The organism is Pilibacter termitis (genome assembly GCF_900167335.1).
In the GTDB taxonomy this organism is placed as follows: domain Bacteria; phylum Bacillota; class Bacilli; order Lactobacillales; family Streptococcaceae; genus Pilibacter; species Pilibacter termitis.
The window spans coordinates 11,573-35,841 of the sequence record NZ_FUXI01000026.1 but is presented as its reverse complement, the minus strand read 5'-3'; the positions used below and the strand labels follow the sequence as shown (position 1 = coordinate 35,841).

Annotated in this window: 19 protein-coding genes; 6 read left to right on the top strand and 13 right to left on the bottom strand. The window is 38.9% G+C overall.

All coding sequences use genetic code 11. The features are described 5' to 3' along the window. The first annotated feature begins 251 nt into the window (after positions 1 to 251). Positions 252 to 1,190, top strand: a complete 939-nt coding sequence (locus tag B5D30_RS10370) for an AraC family transcriptional regulator (RefSeq protein WP_078808008.1) — start codon at positions 252 to 254, stop codon at positions 1,188 to 1,190. A gap of 252 nt (positions 1,191 to 1,442) precedes the next feature. Here B5D30_RS10370 and B5D30_RS10365 read toward each other — a convergent pair whose 3' ends face one another. The 9 genes from B5D30_RS10365 to B5D30_RS10325 all read right to left on the bottom strand — a co-directional run bounded on the left by B5D30_RS10365 (position 1,443) and on the right by B5D30_RS10325 (position 15,300). Continuing rightward, complete coding sequence (locus tag B5D30_RS10365) at positions 1,443 to 1,856, bottom strand: hypothetical protein (protein ID WP_078808007.1); 414 nt, start codon at positions 1,854 to 1,856, stop codon at positions 1,443 to 1,445. A 201-nt stretch (positions 1,857 to 2,057) separates the two neighbouring features. After that, positions 2,058 to 3,011, bottom strand: coding sequence for a WxL domain-containing protein (locus B5D30_RS10360; protein WP_078808006.1), 954 nt, complete (start codon positions 3,009 to 3,011; stop codon positions 2,058 to 2,060). A gap of 385 nt (positions 3,012 to 3,396) precedes the next feature. Next, the gene (locus B5D30_RS10355) at positions 3,397 to 4,056 is read right to left on the bottom strand and encodes a hypothetical protein (protein WP_078808005.1); all 660 of its coding nucleotides are present in this window, start codon (positions 4,054 to 4,056) and stop codon (positions 3,397 to 3,399) included. 117 nt (positions 4,057 to 4,173) lie between these two features. After that, entirely contained in the window at positions 4,174 to 5,190 is a 1,017-nt protein-coding gene (locus B5D30_RS10350; protein ID WP_078808004.1) for a WxL domain-containing protein, read from the bottom strand. Beyond that, positions 5,180 to 5,497 carry an LPXTG cell wall anchor domain-containing protein gene (locus B5D30_RS10345; protein ID WP_078808003.1) on the bottom strand — a complete coding sequence of 106 codons (318 nt, stop codon included), beginning with the start codon at positions 5,495 to 5,497 and terminating at the stop codon, positions 5,180 to 5,182. The genes B5D30_RS10350 and B5D30_RS10345 overlap by 11 nt, the downstream gene beginning before the upstream one ends. A gap of 49 nt (positions 5,498 to 5,546) precedes the next feature. Then, complete coding sequence (locus B5D30_RS10340) at positions 5,547 to 10,661, bottom strand: WxL domain-containing protein (protein WP_159443293.1); 5,115 nt, start codon at positions 10,659 to 10,661, stop codon at positions 5,547 to 5,549. 542 nt (positions 10,662 to 11,203) lie between these two features. Then, positions 11,204 to 13,207, bottom strand: a complete 2,004-nt coding sequence (gene uvrB / locus B5D30_RS10335) for an excinuclease ABC subunit UvrB (protein ID WP_078808001.1) — start codon at positions 13,205 to 13,207, stop codon at positions 11,204 to 11,206. 104 nt (positions 13,208 to 13,311) lie between these two features. Next, a complete protein-coding gene (locus tag B5D30_RS10330; RefSeq protein WP_078808009.1) occupies positions 13,312 to 14,508 on the bottom strand; it encodes a toxic anion resistance protein in 1,197 nt (398 codons plus the stop codon). A gap of 51 nt (positions 14,509 to 14,559) precedes the next feature. Further along, positions 14,560 to 15,300: a 5-bromo-4-chloroindolyl phosphate hydrolysis family protein gene (locus tag B5D30_RS10325; RefSeq protein WP_078808000.1), complete on the bottom strand. Its 741-nt coding sequence runs from the start codon at positions 15,298 to 15,300 to the stop codon at positions 14,560 to 14,562. Positions 15,301 to 15,456: 156 nt separating this feature from the next. Between B5D30_RS10325 and B5D30_RS10320 the strand changes: the two genes are divergently transcribed. From B5D30_RS10320 to B5D30_RS10300, 5 genes are all read left to right on the top strand, one after another. Then, complete coding sequence (locus B5D30_RS10320; RefSeq protein ID WP_078807999.1) at positions 15,457 to 16,032, top strand: NUDIX hydrolase; 576 nt, start codon at positions 15,457 to 15,459, stop codon at positions 16,030 to 16,032. A gap of 22 nt (positions 16,033 to 16,054) precedes the next feature. Continuing rightward, on the top strand, positions 16,055 to 16,327 hold the full coding sequence (gene macP / locus B5D30_RS10315; protein WP_234984656.1) for a cell wall synthase accessory phosphoprotein MacP: 273 nt from the start codon (positions 16,055 to 16,057) through the stop codon (positions 16,325 to 16,327). 37 nt (positions 16,328 to 16,364) lie between these two features. Further along, entirely contained in the window at positions 16,365 to 16,571 is a 207-nt protein-coding gene (locus B5D30_RS13250) for a hypothetical protein (RefSeq protein ID WP_144399568.1), read from the top strand. A gap of 211 nt (positions 16,572 to 16,782) precedes the next feature. After that, positions 16,783 to 17,475, top strand: a complete 693-nt coding sequence (locus B5D30_RS10305; RefSeq protein WP_078807996.1) for a 5'-methylthioadenosine/adenosylhomocysteine nucleosidase — start codon at positions 16,783 to 16,785, stop codon at positions 17,473 to 17,475. A 175-nt stretch (positions 17,476 to 17,650) separates the two neighbouring features. Beyond that, positions 17,651 to 20,704 (top strand): LPXTG cell wall anchor domain-containing protein, encoded by a 3,054-nt coding sequence (locus B5D30_RS10300; protein ID WP_078807995.1) that lies wholly within the window; start codon positions 17,651 to 17,653, stop codon positions 20,702 to 20,704. 53 nt (positions 20,705 to 20,757) lie between these two features. On the opposite strand, the gene B5D30_RS10295 is transcribed toward B5D30_RS10300, so the two are convergent. Genes B5D30_RS10295 through B5D30_RS13245 form a run of 4 tightly spaced genes read right to left on the bottom strand, consistent with a single transcriptional unit; the run spans position 20,758 to position 24,117 of the window. Continuing rightward, the gene (locus B5D30_RS10295; protein ID WP_078807994.1) at positions 20,758 to 21,702 is read right to left on the bottom strand and encodes a transketolase family protein; all 945 of its coding nucleotides are present in this window, start codon (positions 21,700 to 21,702) and stop codon (positions 20,758 to 20,760) included. After that, positions 21,683 to 22,516, bottom strand: coding sequence for a transketolase (locus B5D30_RS10290; RefSeq protein ID WP_078807993.1), 834 nt, complete (start codon positions 22,514 to 22,516; stop codon positions 21,683 to 21,685). Before B5D30_RS10290 ends, B5D30_RS10295 begins: the two co-directional genes overlap by 20 nt. Continuing rightward, entirely contained in the window at positions 22,516 to 23,892 is a 1,377-nt protein-coding gene (locus B5D30_RS10285; protein WP_078807992.1) for a PTS ascorbate transporter subunit IIC, read from the bottom strand. Before B5D30_RS10285 ends, B5D30_RS10290 begins: the two co-directional genes overlap by 1 nt. A gap of 18 nt (positions 23,893 to 23,910) precedes the next feature. Beyond that, positions 23,911 to 24,117: a hypothetical protein gene (locus B5D30_RS13245; protein ID WP_144399567.1), complete on the bottom strand. Its 207-nt coding sequence runs from the start codon at positions 24,115 to 24,117 to the stop codon at positions 23,911 to 23,913. Positions 24,118 to 24,269: the final 152 nt, after the last annotated feature.

Here is a 24,269-nt window from a genome sequence, read left to right as displayed (position 1 = left end):
ACTGCTCTCAATGTCGCTCGCAACTAGCGTTGCGAGTAAATAAACGACATGGTTCGCTGTCGCAAACTCCTGAACGCCCCGCTCGCTTTTCTTTTTTTTGGAAAGCACGGCTGTCGTACTTTAATAAAGAAACATTAAAGTTTTCTTATAAAACTTTAACTTCCCTTTCTCTATCTATTTGTTAAAATAGACAGAGAGAGAAAAATTAAACTTATTTTTAACGACCGTAATATCGCAGAAAGGAGCCTACCATGAAAAGAGAAGTTGAGCTCGTTCATCATGACTTGCTAACTGATATGCGTGTGTTTGTCAACAACATTCACTATCGCAGCACTCATTTACATAAGGAAATTGAATTTATCCTCGTACTATCAGGAGAATTGACTGTTTTCACCAATCAAGAAAAATTCCTCTTGAAAAAAGGCGATTTTATCGTTTTCAATGCGTTTCAGCCACATGAATTTCTTGCGAACGATACAGCAGTCATCTACGTCCTACAATTTTTACCAACTTTCTTTTCTTCCTTTAAAGAGAGGTTAAACGAAGTGGAATTTCTATCCACTCCAATATCACTTTCCTCTTTACAGGAACATAAGGGAAGTTTGAAACATTTTCTACATTGTGGTATTGACTTTTACCAACGAAAAGAAAATTTCCAGCTCCTAGTCAAAGGACACGCTTATTTCTTTGTGTATCATCTGCTTTCATCCATGAACACCAACATTCTTTCTACGAAAGAGCGACAGGCGAAAAATGAACGACTGAAACAGATTGAAACCATTTATGACTTTATTCATGAAAATTTTCGAGAAAAGATTTCCATGACCGCCTTGGCAGAACGCTATTTCTTCTCGCCAAACTATTTCTCGCATTTTTTCAAAACAAATTTTGGAACTTCTTTTCAAAATTACTTAAAATCTTTACGCACCACCGAGGCAGAACGTCTACTCAAATGTTCCAAGTTGAACTTGCTTGAAATTGCTTTTGAATGTGGATTTTCCGATGTAAAATACCTCAATCAAGCGATTAAAGAAAAACACAATTTACTGCCAAAGGAATATCGGAAATTGCAACCTCATGCCAACAGCAAAATGGAAAAAACACAGACGACTAGCATTGACCAACAACAAATTCTCTCCACCAAGAAAAGTTTGGAAAAACTCCTCTCTTTTTTAAGTGAACTCTCTTAGTTGTAAACGTTTTTTCTTCATGTAACTATAATATCCTATCTCCCAAAGAAAAAAACGTGCAATTTTGACATTGTTAGTGGACAATCATGATATTTTTTATTCTTCGCTAAAGGGTACCTCTAAAAACTAGCAATTTAGGATAAGTGCGAGTTTTTAGAGGTGCCCTAAATATATTTACACTTTAAAAATCACTAAAAAGCCCACGATTTTAGAAACCGTGGGCTTTTAGATACTTTTAAAAAAGGTTGTTATCTATTCTATCGTAACGTTTTTCACTTGATTCGTTACTTTATCTCTATAACTCGTCTTGACTTTTAGCTTTTGATTCACTTCTTTTACGATAATCTCAATATCAAACAATGAAACATTTTCATTCACATAGGGAACCAGTTCCAATTCTTGCTCACCTATGGTAAGAAAAATATGACTTTCACCAATATTAGATGATTTCCTCACTTGACTTTCCACCGTTTCAATCTTAGGTGCCGAATAAATCATCTCCGTTCCATTCAAAAATTCTCGCCTTATCTCAATTTTCTTTTCAATACTTTCAACATTCGTTTGAATGGAGACAATATTCCTCGGCAAAACTGGGCGAAAACGCAATAAAAAAATAGGTATCGCAAGCATTATACAACCAATAAATAAAAATGTTCTTCTTTTCATTGAATTTCCCCTTATGTATAGACTTATTTTTATGTACTATTGATCATCTAACGAATCAACGGTTTTTACACAATGTAAGTAGTGATTCATATACTTTTAGTATAGTACAAAAAATAACATTTTACACCTATTTGAAACTAAATAAACAAAACCCCAGACCACTGCAAACACAGCTTGTCTGGGGAAAGGTTAGAAAATTAATTATGGAGCAGCAGTAAGTGTCCAAGTAATATCCGCAGTGTAAATTGCTTTTTGGATGTTGTTCCCTGCTGGTACGTTTAATAGTACGCTCTTCTTGTAAGAATCTGTACCACTTGTTACTGCCAACGCTTTGTCAATATTGTCTGCTGGAGCTGTTGCACCTGCATAAGTTGATTGAGTGTTTGCATAGTGATCTCCTACTTGACCAAATTCAAGCGTGTGAGTACCACGACCATTTGTTTGGTCTGCAGTCGCTACTTGAACGCTTGTGTTGTAAGCCAACGTGAACGCAGGTTTTGTTAATGTAGCACCTACACCATTTGTGTGGTTACGCAATGGGTTGCTGTAATCAAGTGTTGCACCATTCAATGTGTACGTTACAGGTGTTCCTGATGATGGAGTTGCTGTAACAGAGAATTGTTTCGTCAATTTAGCATCTAATGTCCAACCGTGTTTCGCAGCTGTAACAGAACCTGTTGATGAAATTGTATCCGCACGAGCATCTGTCCATTGAACAAAATGTCCACGTTCCAAATCAGGTTTCGCTGGTGCAGCAGGAGCAAAAATTGCAGTTGTTGCTCCTGCTGCTACTTCTGCCGCTGTCGGTGCTCTAAAAGTACCTTGTTCAATAACTGCTTTGTTAACTACTTGATACGTTTTAGCCGTAGTTGAAATGGTTTGTGTACCAAAATCAAGTGGGCTTACTGCATCAATTGTAAGTTCCCCAGCGTGCATAGTTTGCCCGATTCCGCCTTTCAAGCGTCCAGAATCTCCACCGACTTGGTCAGGGTCAATTGCAGGTGTGATATTCGCAGGGTCTTTAGGGTCTGGACCCTTTCCTAGCCATGCAATTTTACCTGTTCCATCAAACGTGTCAGCATTTGCCACTAATGGAGTTACTACGCTAAGTACGCTTGCACATACTAAGACTGTGCCTAAAACCTTTTTCTTCATAAGATGTGTCCTCCTTGTTTTTTGCGATTACTCGCTGTTGGTGAATAGCCCTTTTATCTATTCACGTAGCATTTTTTTATATTCCTCCCAATTATAAAATTGAGAATGGTAAGCAAATCCTATTTATCTAGCCTTTAGTAAATTCCGTAAAAATCGCTAATTTCCAATTATGCTCTGCCAGTTGAAACTCGCAATGTCTTTTAGTGGGTAGCGTTGCAATAATTATTGTGAGTGCTTGGCAACGCAATAAAAGGAAATCAACAATTTTTATCAGCAGTTTAAGCCTAGAGTAATATTCTTTGCAGAATACCCTTTTTTCAATTACTTCACCAGAATTTCACTCATTTGATAAGCTCCATTGTGGTAAATGTTACAAATAGAAAATTTATCGGTCTAAATCATATTTCTCCTCTAGCTCATCATATATCTCAAAATATGATTTTTGTAATTTTTCTGTTTCAGCGGAAATTGGATTTTCGTCTCTTGGATTATCAAAAGGTTCCTCCCCAGAAACAGCATATTTGCTTAGCAGAGAATTAGTTAAAACATAGTTATCTCCAGTGGTACTTGGGCGAAGAAAAAGTAGATACTCACTATCCTGTAACATTTTTCGATAGCCTTCCAAACTTAAATTTACTTTTTCTTCATCAACTTCCACATTCGTTACTGATTCTTCCAAACATTGAATAACGTCACCGATTTTTAATTTCTTGCTTTCATCTTTTTCTATCTTAATTATTTTCACTTTTGACATAGAATAAAATAACTTTGGTGTACCATCTTCTGTGGTTTCTACGTGTTGAGTATCAGATAATTTTTTAGCAACAACGATAATAGGACTTTTCGTTTCAAGTTCTTGACTATTGTTCGCAAGTTGGTCGAATTTTCCATGGTAAAGAATAGTTCTTGCCTCATTTTCTTCTGGCTTTTTCCCACCTCCAGGCTCATTCTCTAATTTTCCATGTTTTGGAGTAATATATAAAGCGAAACAGAAGCCTACAACGATTGCAATAAAGATTAATTTTTCGATTGTTGTTCTTTTCATCTTTTTTAGCTCCATAAATTCTATTAAAACTATTTATAGATACTCTTTATACCATAGTATTCAAATATTTGATGATGAATTTTCTCTCTGTGCAAAGTCGATTATTGTATAGATAGCTTATGGTGCAGCAGTAAGGGTCCATGTGAATTTTGCTTGATAAACTCCCGCACGAATATCTTGTGCAGGAACATTCAATTTCACTGCCTCATTTGTATGCACCTGTTGCTTTTCAATATCAAAACCATAACTATGAATGTTTTGAATGGAATCTTTGAGTAGTTTAGGATTGTTTGCCGAATCAAACATTGGTTTGATCGTTCCTGACGTAGCACCTATTTTTTGTGCGTATTCATCACTGTAACCCGCTACAATCGCCCAACGACCTTTTCCAACTTCACCTTTGGCGTTTGCAATTTCATATACCTTACCGCTATCCATTTTAATAACGTCATTGTGTATAGTTGGTGTAGTAGTCGTTCCTACTCCAAGATGTACGCTACTCGCCCATAGATGACTTAAAGAAAGCGTAGCACCTTTTAGTCTATACGGCTCTGAGGGATTCACTCCATTAGGATAGCATTTCTCACATGGCTCATAACCACCTGACAAGGCATCACTTAATGTCGTTTGCATATACGTTCCATTCCCACATTTATAGGCATGATATTTTTCACCTGTTGGCGTGATATAAACTAATTGCTCCTTAGGATCAACCGCACTACTTCCCACAAGAGTAAATTCGTCCTCCTGTTTTAAAGTTAACGACCATCCGTTTGCTTTTCGTTCATCTACAATTTGCACAAAATTTCCAGTTGGACTTTCGCCCTTAGTATAATATTGTGCATGGGCGTTCAGTGTATAGCTACCGTCTTTTGTGATATTTGCCTTATCAAAAAAGAAATACGGTACATAATCAATCCTTAACTCGCCTTTGTTCTTATCTGTTTGTCCGGGGTTGCTTGGAGTGTTTGGCTCTTCTGGACTCACCACTTCATCTGGATATGGTCCAGTAAAACCTACCTTTTCCTCCCCGATTGCTTCATCTAACTTTTCCTCAGCTAAAGCAACACTACTCAAAACGAGGAATAAACTAAGAAAGAGCGTGGTGACAGAAAGAAGTTTTTTATTTTTCATCTCCTGCCACCCCCTTTCTTTTCTTCCTCCGCCATAGGAAAAGAATCGCTAAGACTGCAAGTACAACTCCAAGTATAGAAATACTTTTGACGATTTTTTCACCTGTACTTGGCAATTGTTTATTTGGTGCTGGAACATCAGCCTTTGGCGGAGTTACCTGATTTGTATTCGGCAATTCTCCCCTTTTTGTAAATTCTACTGCTCCCTCACTTGTTACAGCAAAACTCCTTTGACTATCCCCCATTATTAAGAGGGCGAAAAGAGGGAAGATTAATAACAGTAGCTTTGCTTTTTTTTGAGTGTTCATATTGTATTCTCCCCTCTTTCCTTTTTATAAAATCTCTCGGTATTTTTCATTACGGTGCCGCCTCCAGTGTGTAGGTGATTTCCGCCTTGTAATCTCCTAACAACTTCACTTTATTTGGATCGACTTTCATCATAAATCCTTTTTGTGCGGTAGGCGTTCTCCAACCTGTGCTAATCTGCGTTGTAACTGTTGGGCTACTTCCTGTATAGGCTGGATTCGTGTAAATCTCTGTTCCTGCACTTGTAATGAGTTGCGGTGTGTTCCCTGCACCCTTTTGATAGTACAAGATGTCGTGCATATATTGAGCAGGATTTTGCTCATGCGTAAATGGTGTCGTTAATTTCGCTGTAACTCTCCACGCATCTTTCGTTGCACGAGAATCTGACACGATAAATTCAGCATCTGTCGTCAAATCTTGTTTCTTGTATTGTGGTAAGGTGTACGTTTCATTTACGGTACTGACCGTTTTCTTACCAAAGTCCATTAACTTAGGTGCCTCAGTAATTTCAAGAGCTCCAAATACTTTTGGCGTACTAACAATGTTTGAAAGATGTGAGAGAATTTCACGCGTCAAACCTGTTTGACCGATAAGACTTGGACCATTAGCCCAGCGTTCTGTGCCGTATTTAAACGACCCTTGGTTGTCAATATTTTGGTTAATCCCCGAACTTGCTACTTTCACTGAAAACTCCCAGATTGCACTTGTATTACTTGCCCAAGTCTGATTTTCAAACCCTCTTAAAGTTAAATCTCTTGAGGTAGTATTCCAAGTTATTGAAGTGTTCGGTAGAGTTGCACCGTTGAGTTTTGCGTCTAACTCACTAAGGTTGACAGAGAGATGTGGGCTGATATTGTCAAGGATATACGGCTCGTACATAAGCCCCGTCGTACTTGTGTTTTTCGCTTCTAATTTGTAGCGAACAGTATCACCGATTTGTGCAGTCGTAACTTCCGCACCGTTTCGGTAAATCTTCATACTCTTGACAATGGTCGCTTGAGTAGCTCTCACGTTTTTCACGTTCAATCTTACTGCAACACCAAATTTATCCGCACCAACTGCATCATGATATTCTCTTTGAGCGTCTGTTGAACCGACATCTAGGACTAAGTTCCCAGCTAGATTGTTTGGTTCGCTCTTGTTGCTTGTTGGCGGTGCGAAAAGTGACCAGTCGCCACCTGACAAGTCAGAAATATCTTTAGAATAAACATCTACAACATCACCGTCTGTTAGATAATCTTCCAATTGGAAAGAGAAATCGCCATTCCCGTCAGTAGTTGATGTCAAGACAGTATTTGCAACACTTTTCTTCATCAACCAACTTCCATTGACTTTGAGTGCGATAATACTATTCGGTTCTGCTTTCCCAACAATTCTATCGCTTGCATTCGTCAACTCACCGTTAGTTGTACCTTTTTGACCTTCAACATTGTTTGGTGTTTGCGGTGTTCTAACGTCTTTTACTTCTTTTGTACCAATCGCAAGAAGTTTTGCAGGATCTGTTGCCAAGTTCCCCGCACTACTTGTACTCGTACTATCACTCCGCCACATTTCCAAAATCTTAATTTGTGTTCCTGCTGGCAAGAAGTGCCCTACTGGAATTTTAATTAGTCCACCAACTGTTGTGCCGTACATATTGCCAGAATCAACGGAATGACCGAGCAAGACCGCATCAGTATAACCGCTACCCGCAGGATATTGTACTTGCACTTTGGCGTGTACTTCACCTGTCATTGCTGGGCGGTAAACTGGATTTCCGTTCGCATCACTTGCCTCACGCACTTGAGATTTGATGTGAATGAATTTGTCCGCATCTGTCGGCTGAGCAAGCCATACTGGCTCTGCCTCGTTGTTATTGGCACTTAATCTACGATATGGTGTCGCACCTGCTGGAGCAGTCGGGCCAAATAGTGTCCGTATCGTTGCGTCCGGTGTTTGCGTTGGATCATCTGCGATATAGTTATGCGTGTTCAGCTGATAATTCATAGACTGATCGTAGAAGTTATAATCTGCCGTTCCACCTACATTCCCTTTTTTCCAAATAGAAACAAAGGAATTTAAACTCTTAAAGTACGTATTGTTTGACTGAGCAGTAGCATTATGACTTGAGAAGATATGATGACTGCCCGCATCTGTACTTGCTGTTTTATTTTCAAAGTTATAGTATCTAGGTCTATTCATTGTGAAACGGAACGCTCCCGAATCACTACGGAAAATACCTGATTCCAATATGCTATTTCCAGCAGTATTCCCGATTGCTTCAAACTCTGTCCCTTGTCCCTGAGTAACTTCAATCGTTCCACCGCTATCAAGTGCAGTACCTTTTCCTGCTACGAGTTTCACCATTGAGCCTGCACCAATCAGTGTAAATCTACTCGGATTTAACCCTGCCGTTTCTGGATTTCCAAGGAAAACAATTGCTTGATGTCCAGCTGTGCTACCCCATGTTGTTCCTGAGTCTACATTCCCATTGGCTGGATTTCCAATTCCCTCATTTTCAACATAGAACTTCCCGCCATTTTCGATTTTCATTTCGTTTTCGTGACCATTCATACGAACTGCTGGAGCCCCTGTTCCTGTTTGCACAACAGAAAGCATACCGCCATTTTTCACGTTTAACAGACTTCTACCTGAGAAACGATAACGAATCGCTGCCGTCCAACCACCATTTCCTCCTTGTGAGCGAATATTTAGTTTTGCATGGTTGTCTACATAGAGATTCCCATTCAAACTTTGGAATACAATATGGTTATTGGTATTCCCATTCGTTGAAGAAGTGTTATCCATATTCATTTCAGCATAATCACTTACACTGAAGTTGACCGTTCCACTAAAGGTAGTCAATGCCATTGCATCTGGTTTGTTCCAAATTCGAATACTTCCTGAATAATATTGGTCAACTGGATTGCTTGAATGAACATTAAATTGCGTATTGTTCTGGGTAGTCGCAAGCGTTGGGTCACCCTTGATATTGATTTCACCTACTAAATTCCCTGAGTTTGCTGGATAGTAGGTTGGCGAGGCTTGGTTGTATTGTACGCTGATTGCTCGACCATATGACCCAAGGGTTAAATCAACTTTACTTTTTTCGCTAACGGTGAATTTATATCCACCCGAGTTGTACTCCCAAAAACCGTTTCCTTCAGCGTTAGAGTTTTGTGTTGTCGTAAACTCTGCTGCGATTTTACTCTCACCAGATAGTTCAAATTCTTTACTCTTAAATGCGTAAGTTCTACGTTCACCTTGGGTAGCTGTCGCTTTGAAGTTTAGCATGGTCTTATCTGTCAAGAGAACTTTCCCTACTTGCGTTGAACCGTTGCCATCTGTTGATTTCACCACTGGTACCGTTACTGTATCGAAGTTCATGTAAACATTCGATGTCTCAAAGTCCTGCCCTGCTCCTACTTCAAATGGACTGCCATTCGTTGAGCCAGTTGCTGTTAAAGAACTATCCCAAATACTGATATATTCTGAGCTGACAAACAACGCTCCACTATATCCAAGGTTTATATTTTTATTATCCGACGTAAATTTGTCTACATAGACACCTTTTCCTTTGGCAATCGCACTTCGTGGTGTTCGCATTGGAATTTCCGTTGCAATTGATTTTAGCGTTACATTTCTCAAAATCGCCATACCACTCAAACCATTGTCATCATTGGCTGATAGAGAAAGTGTCCCACCATAAAAAATTGTACTTTGATAGTAATATTGAGTACCATTGTAAGAATATGGTCTGTTTTGCCAAATGGTTGCATTTTCTACCTGCACTCCACCTGCAGCTGCTAAAAACGACCCTGTTTGGTTTCCGTCAATTGTAATATTGGTATTGTAAACTCCTGCACTAGCAGTCGCTTGCACAAAATTACTTCTATCATTGTTCCCATTCTTATAAGAAATATTCGAAATGGTAGGATTTGGTGATACTGAACTTGCAGTATTTATCCCCAACTCATATGTTCGAATCAAGAAAGAATTTTGTGAGTTGTTTGCGAAATTACAATCTCCTGTTATCCCTACAACCCACGGCTCTAATGTCGGATTGGAACCATTGATTGAGTTCTCTTGCCCACCAATAAGTCGCTCTTGTGGCAAGTTGGTGTTGTCCGCTGAAAGAGTATAATCAAAATTATCGAGATGAATTTGCCAGCCTGAAATATCCGTTGTATCTGACTCCGCACGAATCAATGCACGATACCTAGGGTTATATCCATTATCTGTACGAATATCTAAGTTTTGCAAAAAGAGAGTTCTCGTATTGTTTGGTCCTTGATAAGAGAAAGCACCCAGCAAGAAACCACGACGATATGTTGGTTGGAAATAACGATCATTGATTACGATTTTTCGTTTTTGTTTTGGGTCATTACTTCTAATTTGTAAGGTATTTGTTCTTGCAACAGTATTTAATCCTGTTGTCGCTCCTGTCGGACAATCGGTAATGTCGTTCATAACGATAATTGCGTCAACCGATTGATTGTTATAGGCAGCTACAAATTGACCCCAATTGGTTACCCCTACTGGATTTGTTGGTGTTGGTAAATTGATTGCATTTGGTGTTATACCAACTCCTACTCCCGGAGGTAGAGCTTTTGTATTTGCAAATGTTGTTATATTGGTGCTTGACAATGCTTTTGGTGCACTGTTTAGAATTTCTGATTTTAAGGCTACTGTTTTTGCTTGTGCCGATTGTACTATGACTTCTTTTTCAGCACTTGCCAATACTTTTTTGCCACGTTTGACTTCGACTTTTACTTTGTCCGCTCCGCTATTGGCTAAAATTTCAAAAGGAATTTCTAATTTCTCTTTTGAAGATTTTACTTCAATTGTTTTTTCACTCTCGTTCTTGCGAGTTTTATCAACAAGTTTGACGAATTGCTTTTTATCTGCCTTGACTTCAGAAAGAATGTCCTCTTTTGAAAACTTTGCTCCTTTTAATACAATAGAAAGCTCTTCATCTTCAGGTTTTTCTATCGTTAGTATGTTCTGACTTGCCGTTTTATTGGCTACTTTCTTAAATTCTTGTATTTTGAGTGCATAACCTGAGTCTTGCTGTTCAAGCCCAAACATTTTCGTTAAATGTGTCAATTGGAAAATGAGTGCAAAAAAGACAGCTACGCATAGCACCCCTCCAACTAATCTTGCACGTTTATAATTTTCTATTTTCAATTTTTTCACCCACCCTTTTCTATTGCTCACTCGCATAATTCTACAAAATACTTAAAATTATGCGAAACCCTTTTAAATAATGAGCATTTAACCCTTTTAAACAACAATCCCTCTTTGTCGTTCAGTAAATTCCCTTTTATTAAATATATATGCTTTGGTTTTTAAATTCAACTCTTATCAAAATTCGTGTTTTTCTTCATGAGAACATTTTCTTTCACCTCACCATTTTTTAATTATACTTTTACTCACAAATGTTAAATTCCAATTTCTCTTTTTGAGTATTTCTATTTATTTTTAAAAATTATTAACCCTTGCGATAAAAGATTACGTCTGTTTTCTTACTAATTTCATTTATTTTTTGCTCCATTTTCCTTTTTCACATTTTTCTTTTTTTAAGAAATTTTTGACGGGATTTTTTACAAATATAAAACAATCAAAACCTTGAATTTCCGTTAATTAATATGATTATTTCCGCATTAAAACTCTGGTGTTTTTATAATAAAATAGACAAGCACCATTTTTTGATGCTTGTCCCATAATCATTATTTCACTCCACGCAACTCCAAAATCATATCTCTTAACAACGCAGCCTGCTCAAAATCAAGAGCTTTCGCAGCTGATTTCATCTCAAGCTCTAGTTTTTCAAGCATTGCCTCTTTGTCTTTCTTCGCAAGTTTTGCATATTTTGCCACACTATCAATCATTTCTTCTGTATCATTTTCTTTACTTGTCTTAGAAATGGCAATCAAATCACGAATTTCTTTTTTAATCGTTCTAGGGGTAATGCCATGTTTTTCATTATATGCCATTTGAATACTGCGACGACGATTGGTTTCATCAATCGCTTTTTGCATCGAATCAGTGATTTTATCCGCATACATGATCACTTTTCCGTTTTCATTTCTGGCAGCTCGCCCAATCGTTTGCACAAGGGATCTTTCACTACGCAAAAATCCTTCTTTATCCGCATCCAAAATTGCCACAAGGGACACTTCTGGTACATCTATCCCCTCACGCAACAGATTAATTCCGACCAACACGTCAAACTCTCCTAATCGCAAGTCTCGGATAATCTCCGTTCGTTCAAGCGTTTTGATGTCACTATGCAAATATTTGACTTTGACACCCATTTCTTTGAAATAATCCGTCAAATCTTCCGCCATTTTTTTGGTCAATGTTGTCACGAAAACACGTTCATTCTTCTCTACACGTTCGTTGATTTCACCAAGCAAATCGTCCATTTGCCCCATAATTTGCCGTATTTCAACTTCTGGATCAAGCAATCCTGTCGGACGAATGATTTGCTCAATCACCGTTTCTGTCTGCTCCGCCTCATATGGCCCCGGTGTTGCGGATACATAAATCACTTGATGCACGTGCTGTTCAAATTCCTCCAAACGAAGTGGACGATTATCCAAAGCACTTGGCAGACGAAAACCATAATTTACCAACATTTCTTTTCTTGCTCTATCACCATTATACATTCCACGCACTTGTGGCATAGTCACGTGACTTTCATCAATGACAATCAAAAAATCTTCTGGAAAAAAGTCTAAAAGCGTATAAGGAGGCTCTCCCTCACTTCTTCCGTCCATATGCCGAGAATAATTTTCCACACCATTGGTATAACCCATTTCACGCAACATTTCTATATCGTAATTCGTCCGTTGCTCCAAGCGTTGTGCCTCAAGCAATTTTTCTTCCGAACGGAAAAGTTTCAATTGCTCACTAAGCTCTGTTTGAATATTTTCAATCGCAGTTTCCATATGATTTTCATTGGTCACAAAGTGAGTGGCGGGAAAAATAGCCAAATGCTCCACTTCACCGATTGCTTTCCCTGTCAATGCCTCCACTTCGACAATTCTGTCGATTTCTTCTCCGAAAAATTCTACACGAAAGGCGTGTTCATCACGACTGGCAGGAAAAATTTCCACCACATCTCCTCTGACACGAAAACGTCCACGCTGAAAATCTATATCATTGCGTTCAAATTGAATATCAACAAGCTGATTGAGCAGTGCATTTCGCTCTAATTCCATGCCAACTCTAAGAGAAACAACGCTATCTTGGTACTCTTTCGGACTTCCCAAACCGTAAATACACGATACGCTCGCCACCACAATCACGTCATTTCTCTCTAGCAATGCACTTGTCGCTGAGTGTCGCAATTTATCAATTTCATCATTTACGCTCGCATCTTTTTCTATATAAGTATCACTGCTCGGCACATAGGCTTCTGGTTGGTAATAATCATAATAAGAAACAAAATACTCCACCGCATTTTCAGGAAAAAATTCCTTAAATTCACCGTAAAGCTGTCCTGCAAGTGTTTTATTGTGAGCAATCACAAGCGTAGGCTTATTGACTCGCTGAATGACTTCGCTAATGGTAAAAGTCTTTCCCGTTCCTGTCGCACCTAGCAAAATCTGTGCTTTTTCGCCACCTTCAATATTCTCGCTCAACTGTTCTATCGCTTGCGGCTGATCTCCTGCGGGAAAATATTTACTGACTAACTTAAATTTTTTTGTGGTATCACGTTCTATCATGGAAAACCTCTTTTCTTGGTGTTCTTTTCTACTATTATTATAGAACATTATATCAGAGCAACTATTGATAGTTAAAAAGAACGACCTAAGCCGTTCCAAAACTCTTACAAATTCGCATCTCGTGAGACTTCCAAAAGTTTTTTCTTCAAATCGTCCTCCATTTGTGCCAATTCAATTTCAGCATGGCGACGTTTTTCTTTCCCTTCTTTTTGAATACGAAGGGTTTCTTCAATTGTTTCAATTAAATCATTTTGCGTTTTTTGTAGCGTTTCAATGTCTACAATCCCACGCTCATTTTCTTTTGCTGTTTCAATAGAAGAAATTTTAAGCATTTCACTATTTTTCATCAACAAATCGTTTGTCGTCTCTGACACTTGACGTTGTGCTGTCGCTGCATCTTTTTGTTTCAGTAAAGTCAAAGCAATCACCACTTGATTTTTCCACAATGGAATAGAAGTGTTGATTGATGTTTGAATTTTTTCCGCTAACGCTTGGTTCGTGTTTTGAATCAAACGAATTTGCGGTGCCTGTTGAATGGTGATTTGACGAGCCAATTTCAAGTCATGCGTGCGTTTATCTAATCTATCCAAAAATTGTTGATAATCTTGTACGATTTGAGCGTCCATTTGTTCGCCCGTTGCCCGTGCTTTTTCAATCGCTTGTGGCACAATTTGAGTAGAAAGTTCTTCCATTTTTAGCTCGGCTGCTGCGATATAAACATTCAACGCATTGAAATAGTCCAGATTTTGCTTGTAAAGACCGTCCAACATTTTATTGTCTTCCACCAAACCATTTTTTTCTTTCTCCAATTTCACGGCAATTTTATCAATTTGAGCACCGATTGACTGATATTTCGCTGTAATTTCAAAAATCGTTTGTTTTACTTTCCCAAACATTCTCTTGAAAACATTACTCTCGCCCGCTCGGAGTTCTTCTGGATTGGCTTCGCTTAGTTTATACATCAAATCTGAGAGTGTATCGCCAATTTCCCCAACATCATTTTTTTGCACACGAGTAAGCATAGATTGTGAAAACTCGCTTAATTTTACTTGTGCATTCGAACCATAGCTTAATACCGCTTGTGAATTGGTCACATCAATTTGTTTTGCCAATTGTTCAGCTGCTTGCCTATTTTCAGCGGTCAATTTGTCAATCACACGTGGTGCTACTACTTGTTCACCCATTGTTTGAATTTCTGATTGTTGTGTTGACGTCAGACTTTCTGGCATACCAAAAGAATCTTGTAAAAGACTATTTAGCACGTCGTTGTCTGTTTTTACTACTTGCTCATTATTTGTCATTTCCTCAGTCATTTTCACACTTCCATTCTTTTGTCTAATTCCCACTTTTTACTACACTTTTATTTCATCTTTTTCTTTCAGATATTGCGAGTAATCTGGCACTTCTTTTGAAAAATCTGGTATTCCTATTTCTTCATTATCTACTGAAATGCTTTTCTTGGCAACTGTAAGCTCAATTTCCAAATCTTCAAGGTCATTTTTGACAAATTTCGTGTAATCTCTTGCAATTTCTTCGGAAAGTTTCGTAATAATATCCGCACTATTTTGCAATGTCGCAAATACTTCACTACTTTTCACTTCATGGCTTGCCACTTCTTGATATTTTGCGGTCAACTCACGAATGCTCGGAATGTGCTTGTAAATAAAATCACTCGCCTCATTCATGCGATTTGGTTCTTGCACCAATTCTTTGAACAACGCTTTTGCTGCTTTCAATCCGTCCGTTCTCAAGTCAATCGCTCTTAGCTTGGAGTTTGCATGGATAGCAGTTTCCCAATCCTTAATATCTCTTTGCAAGTTTGCCATTGTCTCACGAAAAAGTTCGATTTCATTGTCACTTAAACCGACTTGTTTGTAATGCTCCCACTTATCACTAGATAAAAGCGGAATCCCTTTCTTCTTGAGTTTTTTCTTTTCCTTATGTTTTTTACTTTTTGGCACAAACGCATAATAAGCTAAAAGCAAGCCAAACCAAGCAAGTGCAAAAATATCATTTGGCATCTTATCTATAAGACCAAAAAAGACAACCAAAGGGAAAAAATATTTCAATAGGAACATCGCCACTCTATTCATTCCATTCTCCAACTTTCTAACTATATACTGAAACCATTATACCACATGAAGTTTTATTTTCTTCGTACTTCAGGCGGATTTTTTAAATTATAGCGATACATTTGTAAAATCATTCGTCAGACTGTAAAATAGCAGTAATAGAATGGAGTGTGTCAAATGAAAGAACTGAAAGATTTTGAAGAAAAGACGATTGAACGAGAAGAAATCTTTGACGGATTTGTCATTAAAGTGGCTCGTGATACGGTGGAATTGCCAAACAATCTAGGCACTGCCAAGCGTGAACTTGTCTTTCACCCGGGTGGTGTGACGGTCATTCCGATTACGCCAGAGGGAAAAATTGTTCTCGTCAAACAATTTCGCAAACCTCTTGAAAAGGTGATTTTGGAAATTCCCGCTGGAAAAATTGAACCAGATGAATACGATGATTTAGAAAATGCCGCTAAGCGTGAGTTAGAAGAAGAAACAGGGTACAAGGCAAATACATTTGAAAAATTGACTGAAGTCTATCTTTCCGTCGGTTTTTGTGACGAATTGTTACGCTTTTACGTTGCCACAGACCTCGAAAAAGTCGAAAATCCACGTCCGAAAGATGAAGATGAGATTTTAGAACTCTATGAACTCACTTACGAGGAGGCAAAACAAGCTGAGCGTGAAGGATTGATTTGTGATTCCAAGACGGTTATGGCATTAATGTATTGGGAAATTTGGAGATTGCAAGGAAAAATGAGTTAAAGGGGTGAAACATTTGAGTGCAATGTCAAGAAGTGAGAGAAGACGGCAACTAGAAGAACTCGAAGAACAACGAGCAAAACTAAGCAAACAAGCCGACAAAGAACTCACAAAAAAGGAAAATGAAATTTCTAATTTTTATAGAAAAGAAATGAAAAAACAAGATAGAAAAACAATCAAAAAAAGCCGAGTGGTCGAAAAAGAAAAAATGGACAAACGAGGACACCGCCTAAACCTAGCAATTGGCATTATTTCCCTATTGATTGTAATTTTAATCGTGTTGATTATTTTCTTTTAAGCAGAAAAGCAAGCGGGGCGGTTTGGTGTTTGTCGCAGTGAGACACAGCATTCACTTGCTGGAAACACAGTTTCCAGTGCTGTTGCGAACAGCGAACAAACTCCTGCCACTCGTAGCTAGACACAGAAAGGCGAAGAGGGGCGATTTGAAGTCTGTGGTAGTGAGCCGTGCCGTTTACTTGCTCGAAACGCAAGTTTCGAGCGGCACTGCGAACAGCCACCAGACTTCAGCCCCTCGTAGCTAGACACAGAAAAGACTTCGAGCGGACGCAAGGTCGCTCGTGACCCAGCTTGGACGAAGCGACAGCGAAGTTCAAGTTTCAAGCTCTCATGAATGAGAGCGTAGAAAAGGCTTCGAGCGGACGTAAGATCGCTCGTGACCCAGCTTGGACGAAGCGACAGCGAAGTTCAAGTTTCTACGTTCTCACGAAGTGAGTTCGTAGAAAGGAAAACATTATGAAAATCGGTATTATCGGTGCAATGGAAGAAGAAATTAAGCTATTAAAAGAAAAACTGCAAGAGAGGACGTCTTGGACTCGTGCAGGAATTAGTTTTTATAAAGGAAATATTGGCAAGCACGAGATTGTTTTAGTGCAAAGCGGAATTGGCAAGGTACAAGCAGCATTGACTACGTCACTTTTAATTCAAGAGTTTGGCGTGAATGCTATCGTCAATACTGGTTCTGCTGGCGGAGTTGGGAGCGGACTTTCTGTTGGCGACCTTGTCATTGGTGACAAAAATGCTTATTTTGATGTGGACGTGACAGGATTTGGGTATGCTTACGGGCAACTTCCAGCTCAACCGCTTTATTTTGAGGCGAGCAAGTATCTTTTAATGTCAATGGAGGAGGCGGCTGAAAAAAGCTCTCTTCACACAAATCGAGGGTTAATTGTAACGGGCGACAGTTTTGTTCATGCACCGAGCAAGGTGTTAGAAATCAAAGAGCATTTTCCAGATGTGTTGGCTGTTGAAATGGAAGGAGCTGCTATTGCCCAAGTCGCTCATCAGTTTGGCATTCCATTCCTTGTCATTCGTGCAATGAGCGACACCGCAGACCACAAGGCAACTCAGAGCTTTGATGAATTTATCGTAGAGGCTGGAAAAAGAAGTGGTGAAATGGTCTTGAAGTTTTTGGAAATTGTAAAATAAAATAAAAAGTAGGCAAACAAACCATTTTGCCTACCTTTTTTATATGTATCCATTTATTAAAAAAACATTATTTTTTAATTATTAGGTATAAATTAGGTTCCGATTGTTTTTTTGCAGTTTTATTAGAAATAGGTTAAACTATACAATGTATTAAATTAGAAAGAGAGGGAAAACCATGAAAAACAAAGTTCGATTTTTAGCACTTTTTTCTTCTTTACTTTTTTCTATTCCTGTAAATGCACAAAAAATAACAGAACAAGAAATTATAGAAAATGGATATGATATCAATGACTACGAATTAGTTCAACCGTTAGAATATCAGGTGGAACATATTATTAATAACACTTTCACTCAAGAAGAAAAAGATGAAATTCAAAGAGAATATGACAACTATTTAGCACAGGATAATCGCTTGGATGTTTTAAAAATCTATGCTGACGAAGGCGATTTACTCAATTTACAACTGTATAAAGGGGCTATGAATGTCAAAATTAAAGAGTTTTTACAAAACAAACTACCTAATTACGCTGATTTAGATAGTTTTTCCGTACAAACTGGGGATTTACGTCCTACCAATGATTTAAGTTTAAAAGACGGGAAAACTCTTTGGTTTTATCTTGGAAAAAATCCAACAGGAAATATTACTACAACAAAACCAAGCGGAGTAGAGGGGGTTGACTATGCAATCGGGCCAGATGTATTGGAACCTTGGGAAAATCAGCCCGTCACTTCAACGCCACAAGTTGGAGTGGATTATGACGAAATTCCTATTGAACAATTAACGGAAGATAAAGGTGAACAAAACCGTAAATGGCGAACACCTGATTTAAACGGAACGCTCTCCAACTTAGATGTCTCTGATACAAGCAGCGAACAAACAGATTTTATTTCCAAAGTCCAAGAGTTAATCGACTCAGGAAAAGCAGTTTATCAAAATGGAAAAGAAATTTTCAATGCCGCAAATGATTTGACTTCTGATGCAACCGTTACTACTGGGCAACAAGTGGCTGCTCATTCTGGTTTTTTCTCTACTTCAACTCACAGCTATTCTGCCGTTGATTTCCCAACACAGTTTAGTGCAGACGGAAATCCAGATTTTGCAAATGACACTTCTGATTTAGAAGAAGGGATTCATCTAAAAAATTCTTTAGACGCTTTGCCTGAGGAAATCGTTGACCAAAACGCTTATTCAAAAGAACCGGTATTTATCAAAAATCTTTATGTGAATGGGCAAATAGATTACAGCAAACTAGAGGGCATGACGGAAAACCAAGATTATTATTTTGAGCCGATCACTGATTCAAATGGTTCAGTTAAAACGTTCAGGAAAAGTGAACTTCTTGATTTGAATAATCAACCTCTTAAAGATACGGATAAAATTATTCATGGACAAATTTATCATTGGAAAAATGGCAACACTATAATGAATGTTATAGCCGTTAGTCCAGACAATGGAAACGATCCTATTAAAAAAGAGCTAGACAACTCTCAAGATGCTTACAACAACGGTTTTGGTTCAATCAATAGAAGTCGTGGGTTTACATTTTTAAAACAACCGAGCGATTCAAACTATGAATCTTTTAAAGATAGAGTTGCCGCTTCTTTGAGCCAAAATAACTATGGAACAATGCAACAAAATATTGAATCTTGGGCAGGAAATAACGGCATGGCTTCTGCTAAGTTTAGAAAAGTAATAGATACTAGCACGGTTGCCAAAAGATTAGAGCAAAACAATGTGGGAAGTTATATCGGTTCAGCTAATTCTATTGTTGGGACATATAGAACAACGGTTCAAGAATATCGTAACCTTGGTTCTATAACTTTTCCTAACGGAGAACAACCAGAAGGAAATTATATTTTCATGGATATTATAGATTCTGGTTTGAGAACAAATGACGGCGATATTGTCTATACATGGAACAAATATTACTATACAAAAGCAGAATTATTTTATGGTGCGGATAGATTGACTGCGTATAATTACGCCTACCAAGTTACAAACACAACTGTTGAAAGTATGTCCGTCAACGTATTTAGTTGGAATTATCAAAGCAGATCGTTCATTCCAACATATGAAGAATACGACCATGTTTATGTTTATAAAGATTTATTTTACCAATATGACTTGAAAATACCTTATTATGTAAAGAAATCTACTACTAGTACAACTACGCCACCGAGTTCGACGACTGATTCAACGAGTACAACTAGTTCTACTACTACAACGACAGAGAAACCGAGTTCGTCTACTGATTCGACGAGTACGACTAGTTCTACTACTACGACGACAGAGAAACCGAGTTCGTCTACTGATTCGTCAAGTACAACTAGTTCTACTACTACAACAGAGAAACCTAGCTCGTCTACTAACTCGTCAAGTACGTCTAGTTCTACTACCACGACTACGGTAAAACCTAGCTCGTCTACTGATTCATCAAGTACAACTAGTTCTACTACCACGACGACAGAGAAACCGAGTTCATCTACTAACTCGTCAAGTACGTCTAGTTCTACTACTACGACAACAGAGAAACCGAGTTCGACTACTAATTCATCAAGTACGACTAATTCTACTACCACGACTACGGTAAAACCTAGCTCGTCTACTGATTCGACAAGTACGACTAGTTCTACTACCACCACAGTGAAACCTAGCTCGTCTACTGATTCAACGAGTACAACTAGTTCTACTACGACAACGACAGAGAAACCGAGTTCATCTACTGATTCGACGAGTACGACTAGTTCTACTACGACGACGACAGAGAAACCGAGTTCGTCTACTAACTCGTCAAGTACGTCTAGTTCTACTACGACAACAGAAAAAACGAGTTCATCTACTGAGTCGACAAGTACAACTAGTTCTACTACTACGACAGAGAAACCTAGCTCGTCTACTAGTTCGTCAAGTACGTCTAGTTCTACTACTACGACAGAAAAACCGAGTTCATCTACTAACTCCTCAAGTACGTCTAGTTCTACTACGACAACAGGGAAAACTAGCTCGTCTACTAATTCGTCAAGTACATTTAGTTCTACTACTACCGAAAAAGCTAGTCTTTCTCGTAACGACCCAACTCTCCCCTATACGAATGGGACTACATCAAAAAATGATGTTCTTCCTAAGTTAGGAGAAAAGAAAAACACATTCATGATATTTGGGCTTTTCTTTATCATTCTTTCCATTGAGTTTTATAGATTGAAAAAGAAATATACTCTTCATCAATAAATAAAAAAGTTGTAATCCATTCTTGGCATTACAACTTTTTTTGTTCGCTATCTTTATAAAATTTCTTTCACTTTCTGATAGATTGAGAGCATATCTAATCCATATTCTTTTTGCAGAAAATCTGGAGTTCCTACTTGACCGAAACGTTCATCTACGCCGATTCTTTTGAGCGTTGCTTTGCCGTTTTCAGCTAAGAATTCTGCAACGCTACTTCCTAAACCGCCATAAATAGAGTGATTTTCAATAGTTACAATTTTCCCGATTTCTTGTGCTGTTTTCAAAATTAGCTCTTTGTCGATTGGTTTTACGGTAAACATATCAATGACCGTTGCTTGAATCCCTTCAGTTGCAAGTTTTTCCGCCACATCAAGCGTTTGGCTAACGAGTTGTCCTGAGGCGATTAGAGCAACATCTTCACCTGTTCGCAACACTACACCTTTCCCTAGCTCAAATTCGCTGTCTTGTTGGTAAACTTTCCGAACGGCTTTTCGGTTGGCACGGAAATAATTTACCCCGCACCTTTCCTTGAATGCCTGTACGATAAATTTCAACTGTACTTCGTCTGCTGCATCACAAATGACGGAGTTTGGAATCATACGCATGAGTGCAACGTCTTCGTAGGAAGTATGCGTTCCTCCATTTACACCTGCTGTAAATCCGGGGTCTGAGCCGTAAATATTGAGATGCGTATCCGAGTAACCTCCTGACAAATACAATTGGTCGAAAGCACGTCTTGTCGCAAAAGGCGAAAACGTGTGAAGATACGGAACAAATCCTGTCAAATTAAGACCGCTCGCCACACCTACCATATTTGCCTCGGCAATCCCCACGTTAATCAAATTTTCCTTAGCAATTTTAGAAAATCCACTTGCCCCGCCGAGATCTGCCTCTAACGCAACAACTGTCGGATCTTTTTCAATCATTTCGTTCAAAGTTTCTACAACAACTTGTCGAAGTTCTTTGCCAAATTCTTCTCGATTACTCGTTAGTTTGCTCATTTATTCTCACCTCCAATTCCTCAATTGCTTTTTCAAGAGCTAATCTATTTTCTTCGTTGTCAAATTTGACTGAGTGGTTATCGGACAATTCTTCAAAATAAGGAATCCCTTGTCCTTTTGTAGTGTCAAGCACGAGTGCTATTGCGGAGTTTTTCACTTGTTTCAACTCATGAATGGCTTTTTGAATGGAACTCAAGTCACTACCGTCCACTTTTTGTGTCGTAAAACCAAAAGCACGCATTTTTTCTTGAATGTCAAACGGGTTTAAAATATCTTTTGTCCGCCCGTCTAGCTGTTTTTTATTTTCATCAATGATCACTAGACAGTTATCCAGTTGGTTGTGAGCGATAAATTGAAATGCCTCCCAACATTGCCCCTCGTTTAGCTCGCCGTCTCCACAAATCAAGTAAGTAAACGCTGAGCTTTTTTTCATTTTCAAGCCATAAGCAATCCCTGCTGCAATAGAAGTACCTTGCCCAAGAGACCCTGTTGTCACATCTACCCCTGCTGTTTTCAGCCTGTCTGGATGACTTGGCAAATTCGTGCCACCGACATTGACGGTATCAAGCCAATCTTTTGGGAAAAAGCCAGCATTTGCAAGAGTCGCATAAAGTGCAATTCCTGCATGACCTTTGGATAAAACTAGACGGTCACGTTCTTCCCATGAGGGATTTTTCGCATCGAATTTCATTTCGCTACCGTAAAGAGCCGCAAGCAATTCTACTATGCTCAACGCACCGCCAAGATGTCCATATCCCATTGTTTTCAGTGTTTTCAACACATCAAGCCGAATCGTATCTCTTAATTTTTCCATTATGCCACTTCTCCCTTAGAACTAGCTTTTTCTTTGGCTGTCAAAATGCTACTTGCAATAAATAATAGGACAACTGCCACTAAAATACCAATCATCACGAACATTTTTCCTCCGTTTGCCATACTGCCTAGAAGAATCCCTACCACACCGTAGTCTGTATCGGAAAAAGTAGACCCTGCAAAACCTAAATTCCCCAAAACTGGCATGAGGAAAATTGGCATAAAGCTAATCAGAACCCCTTGCAAGAAAGAGCCTAGCACTGCTCCACGCACACCACCTTTTGCATTGCCATATACCGCACTTGTCGCTCCGCAGAAGAAATGTGGGACAACTCCTGGAATAATAATCGGTGTTTTCAACACGACCATGATAAGAAGTGAAACGATTCCACCAACGAAAGAACTGAAAAATCCTATCAATACTGCGTTTGGTGCATACGGAAAAACAATTGGACAATCCAGTGCAGGTTTGGCATTTGGTACCAATTTTTCCGAAATTCCTTTGAACGCTGGAACAATTTCCGCTAAAATCAGACGGACACCTGCTAAGATGATGAACACTCCTGCTGCAAATGAGCCTGCCTGCTGAACTGAATAAATGATGTAGTTGGTTCCGCCTGACAATTCTTTTGTGATAAACTCACTTCCTGCAAACACGGCAACAATCACATAGGCAATTGTCATAGTTATCGTAATAGATACCGTCGAGTCACGAAGAAAAGCAAGTCCTTTTGGAAAATTGATTTCTTCCGTAGATTTTACTTTGCCGTCTCCTTTGACCATATCGCCAATGACTCCTGCAAAAGCGTAGCCAAAGTTTCCTGTATGCCCAAGAGCTACTTTGTCATTTTTCGTAATTACACGTGTATATTTTTGCAAAATCGCTGGGAAAATCGTGTTGGCAAGCCCTAGGGCAATTCCACCAAACAAGACAAGCAATACACTCTCTAATCCTGCTACTTGCAAGATAACCGCAATCATACAAGACATATAAAGTGTTGCGTGCCCTGTCAAATAAATATATTTGAACCGTGTCAAACGTGCAAACAAAATATTGAACGCCATGCCGACAAGCATGATTAAGGCGGTATAAGTGCCAAATTTTTCAAGGGCTATCGCTACAATCGCCTCATTGTTTGGCACAACTCCTGTTACATGAAAGGCTTGTTGAAACATTTTACCAAACGGGTCAAGGCTTGAAACAACAAAATTCGCTCCTGCTGTTACTACCAAGAAACCGACAAATGTCTTAATTCCTCCCTTTACAATATCTGCAATTGTTTTCTTTTGTAAAATTAATCCTAAAACTGCAATCATTGCTACTAAAATTGCAGGAGTGCTGGCAATGTCGATTAATACTTTTAGTATTCCATTCATTTTTTTATTCTCCTTTGTCTAGCTGTAAAGTGCTGGAGTCTGGCGGTTGTTCACGACGTCGCTTGAAACTAAAGTTTCAAGTAAATAAACGACGTAGCTCACTACCGCAGACTTCAAAACGCACTTCTTCGCTTTTCTTTGTCTAGCTACAAGGGGCAGGGGCTTGGTCGCTGTTCGAAATACCACCTGAAGCTCTGCTTCAGGCAAGTAAATGGCATTGCTCACTGCGACAATCCCCTAACCGCCCCACTCGCTTTTCTTTGTCTAGCTGTGAAGTGCTGAAGTCTGGTGGCTGTTCGCTGTGCCGCTCAAAACCGACGGTTTCGAGCAAGTAAACGGCACGGCTCACTGCCACAGACTTCAAAACGCACTTCTTC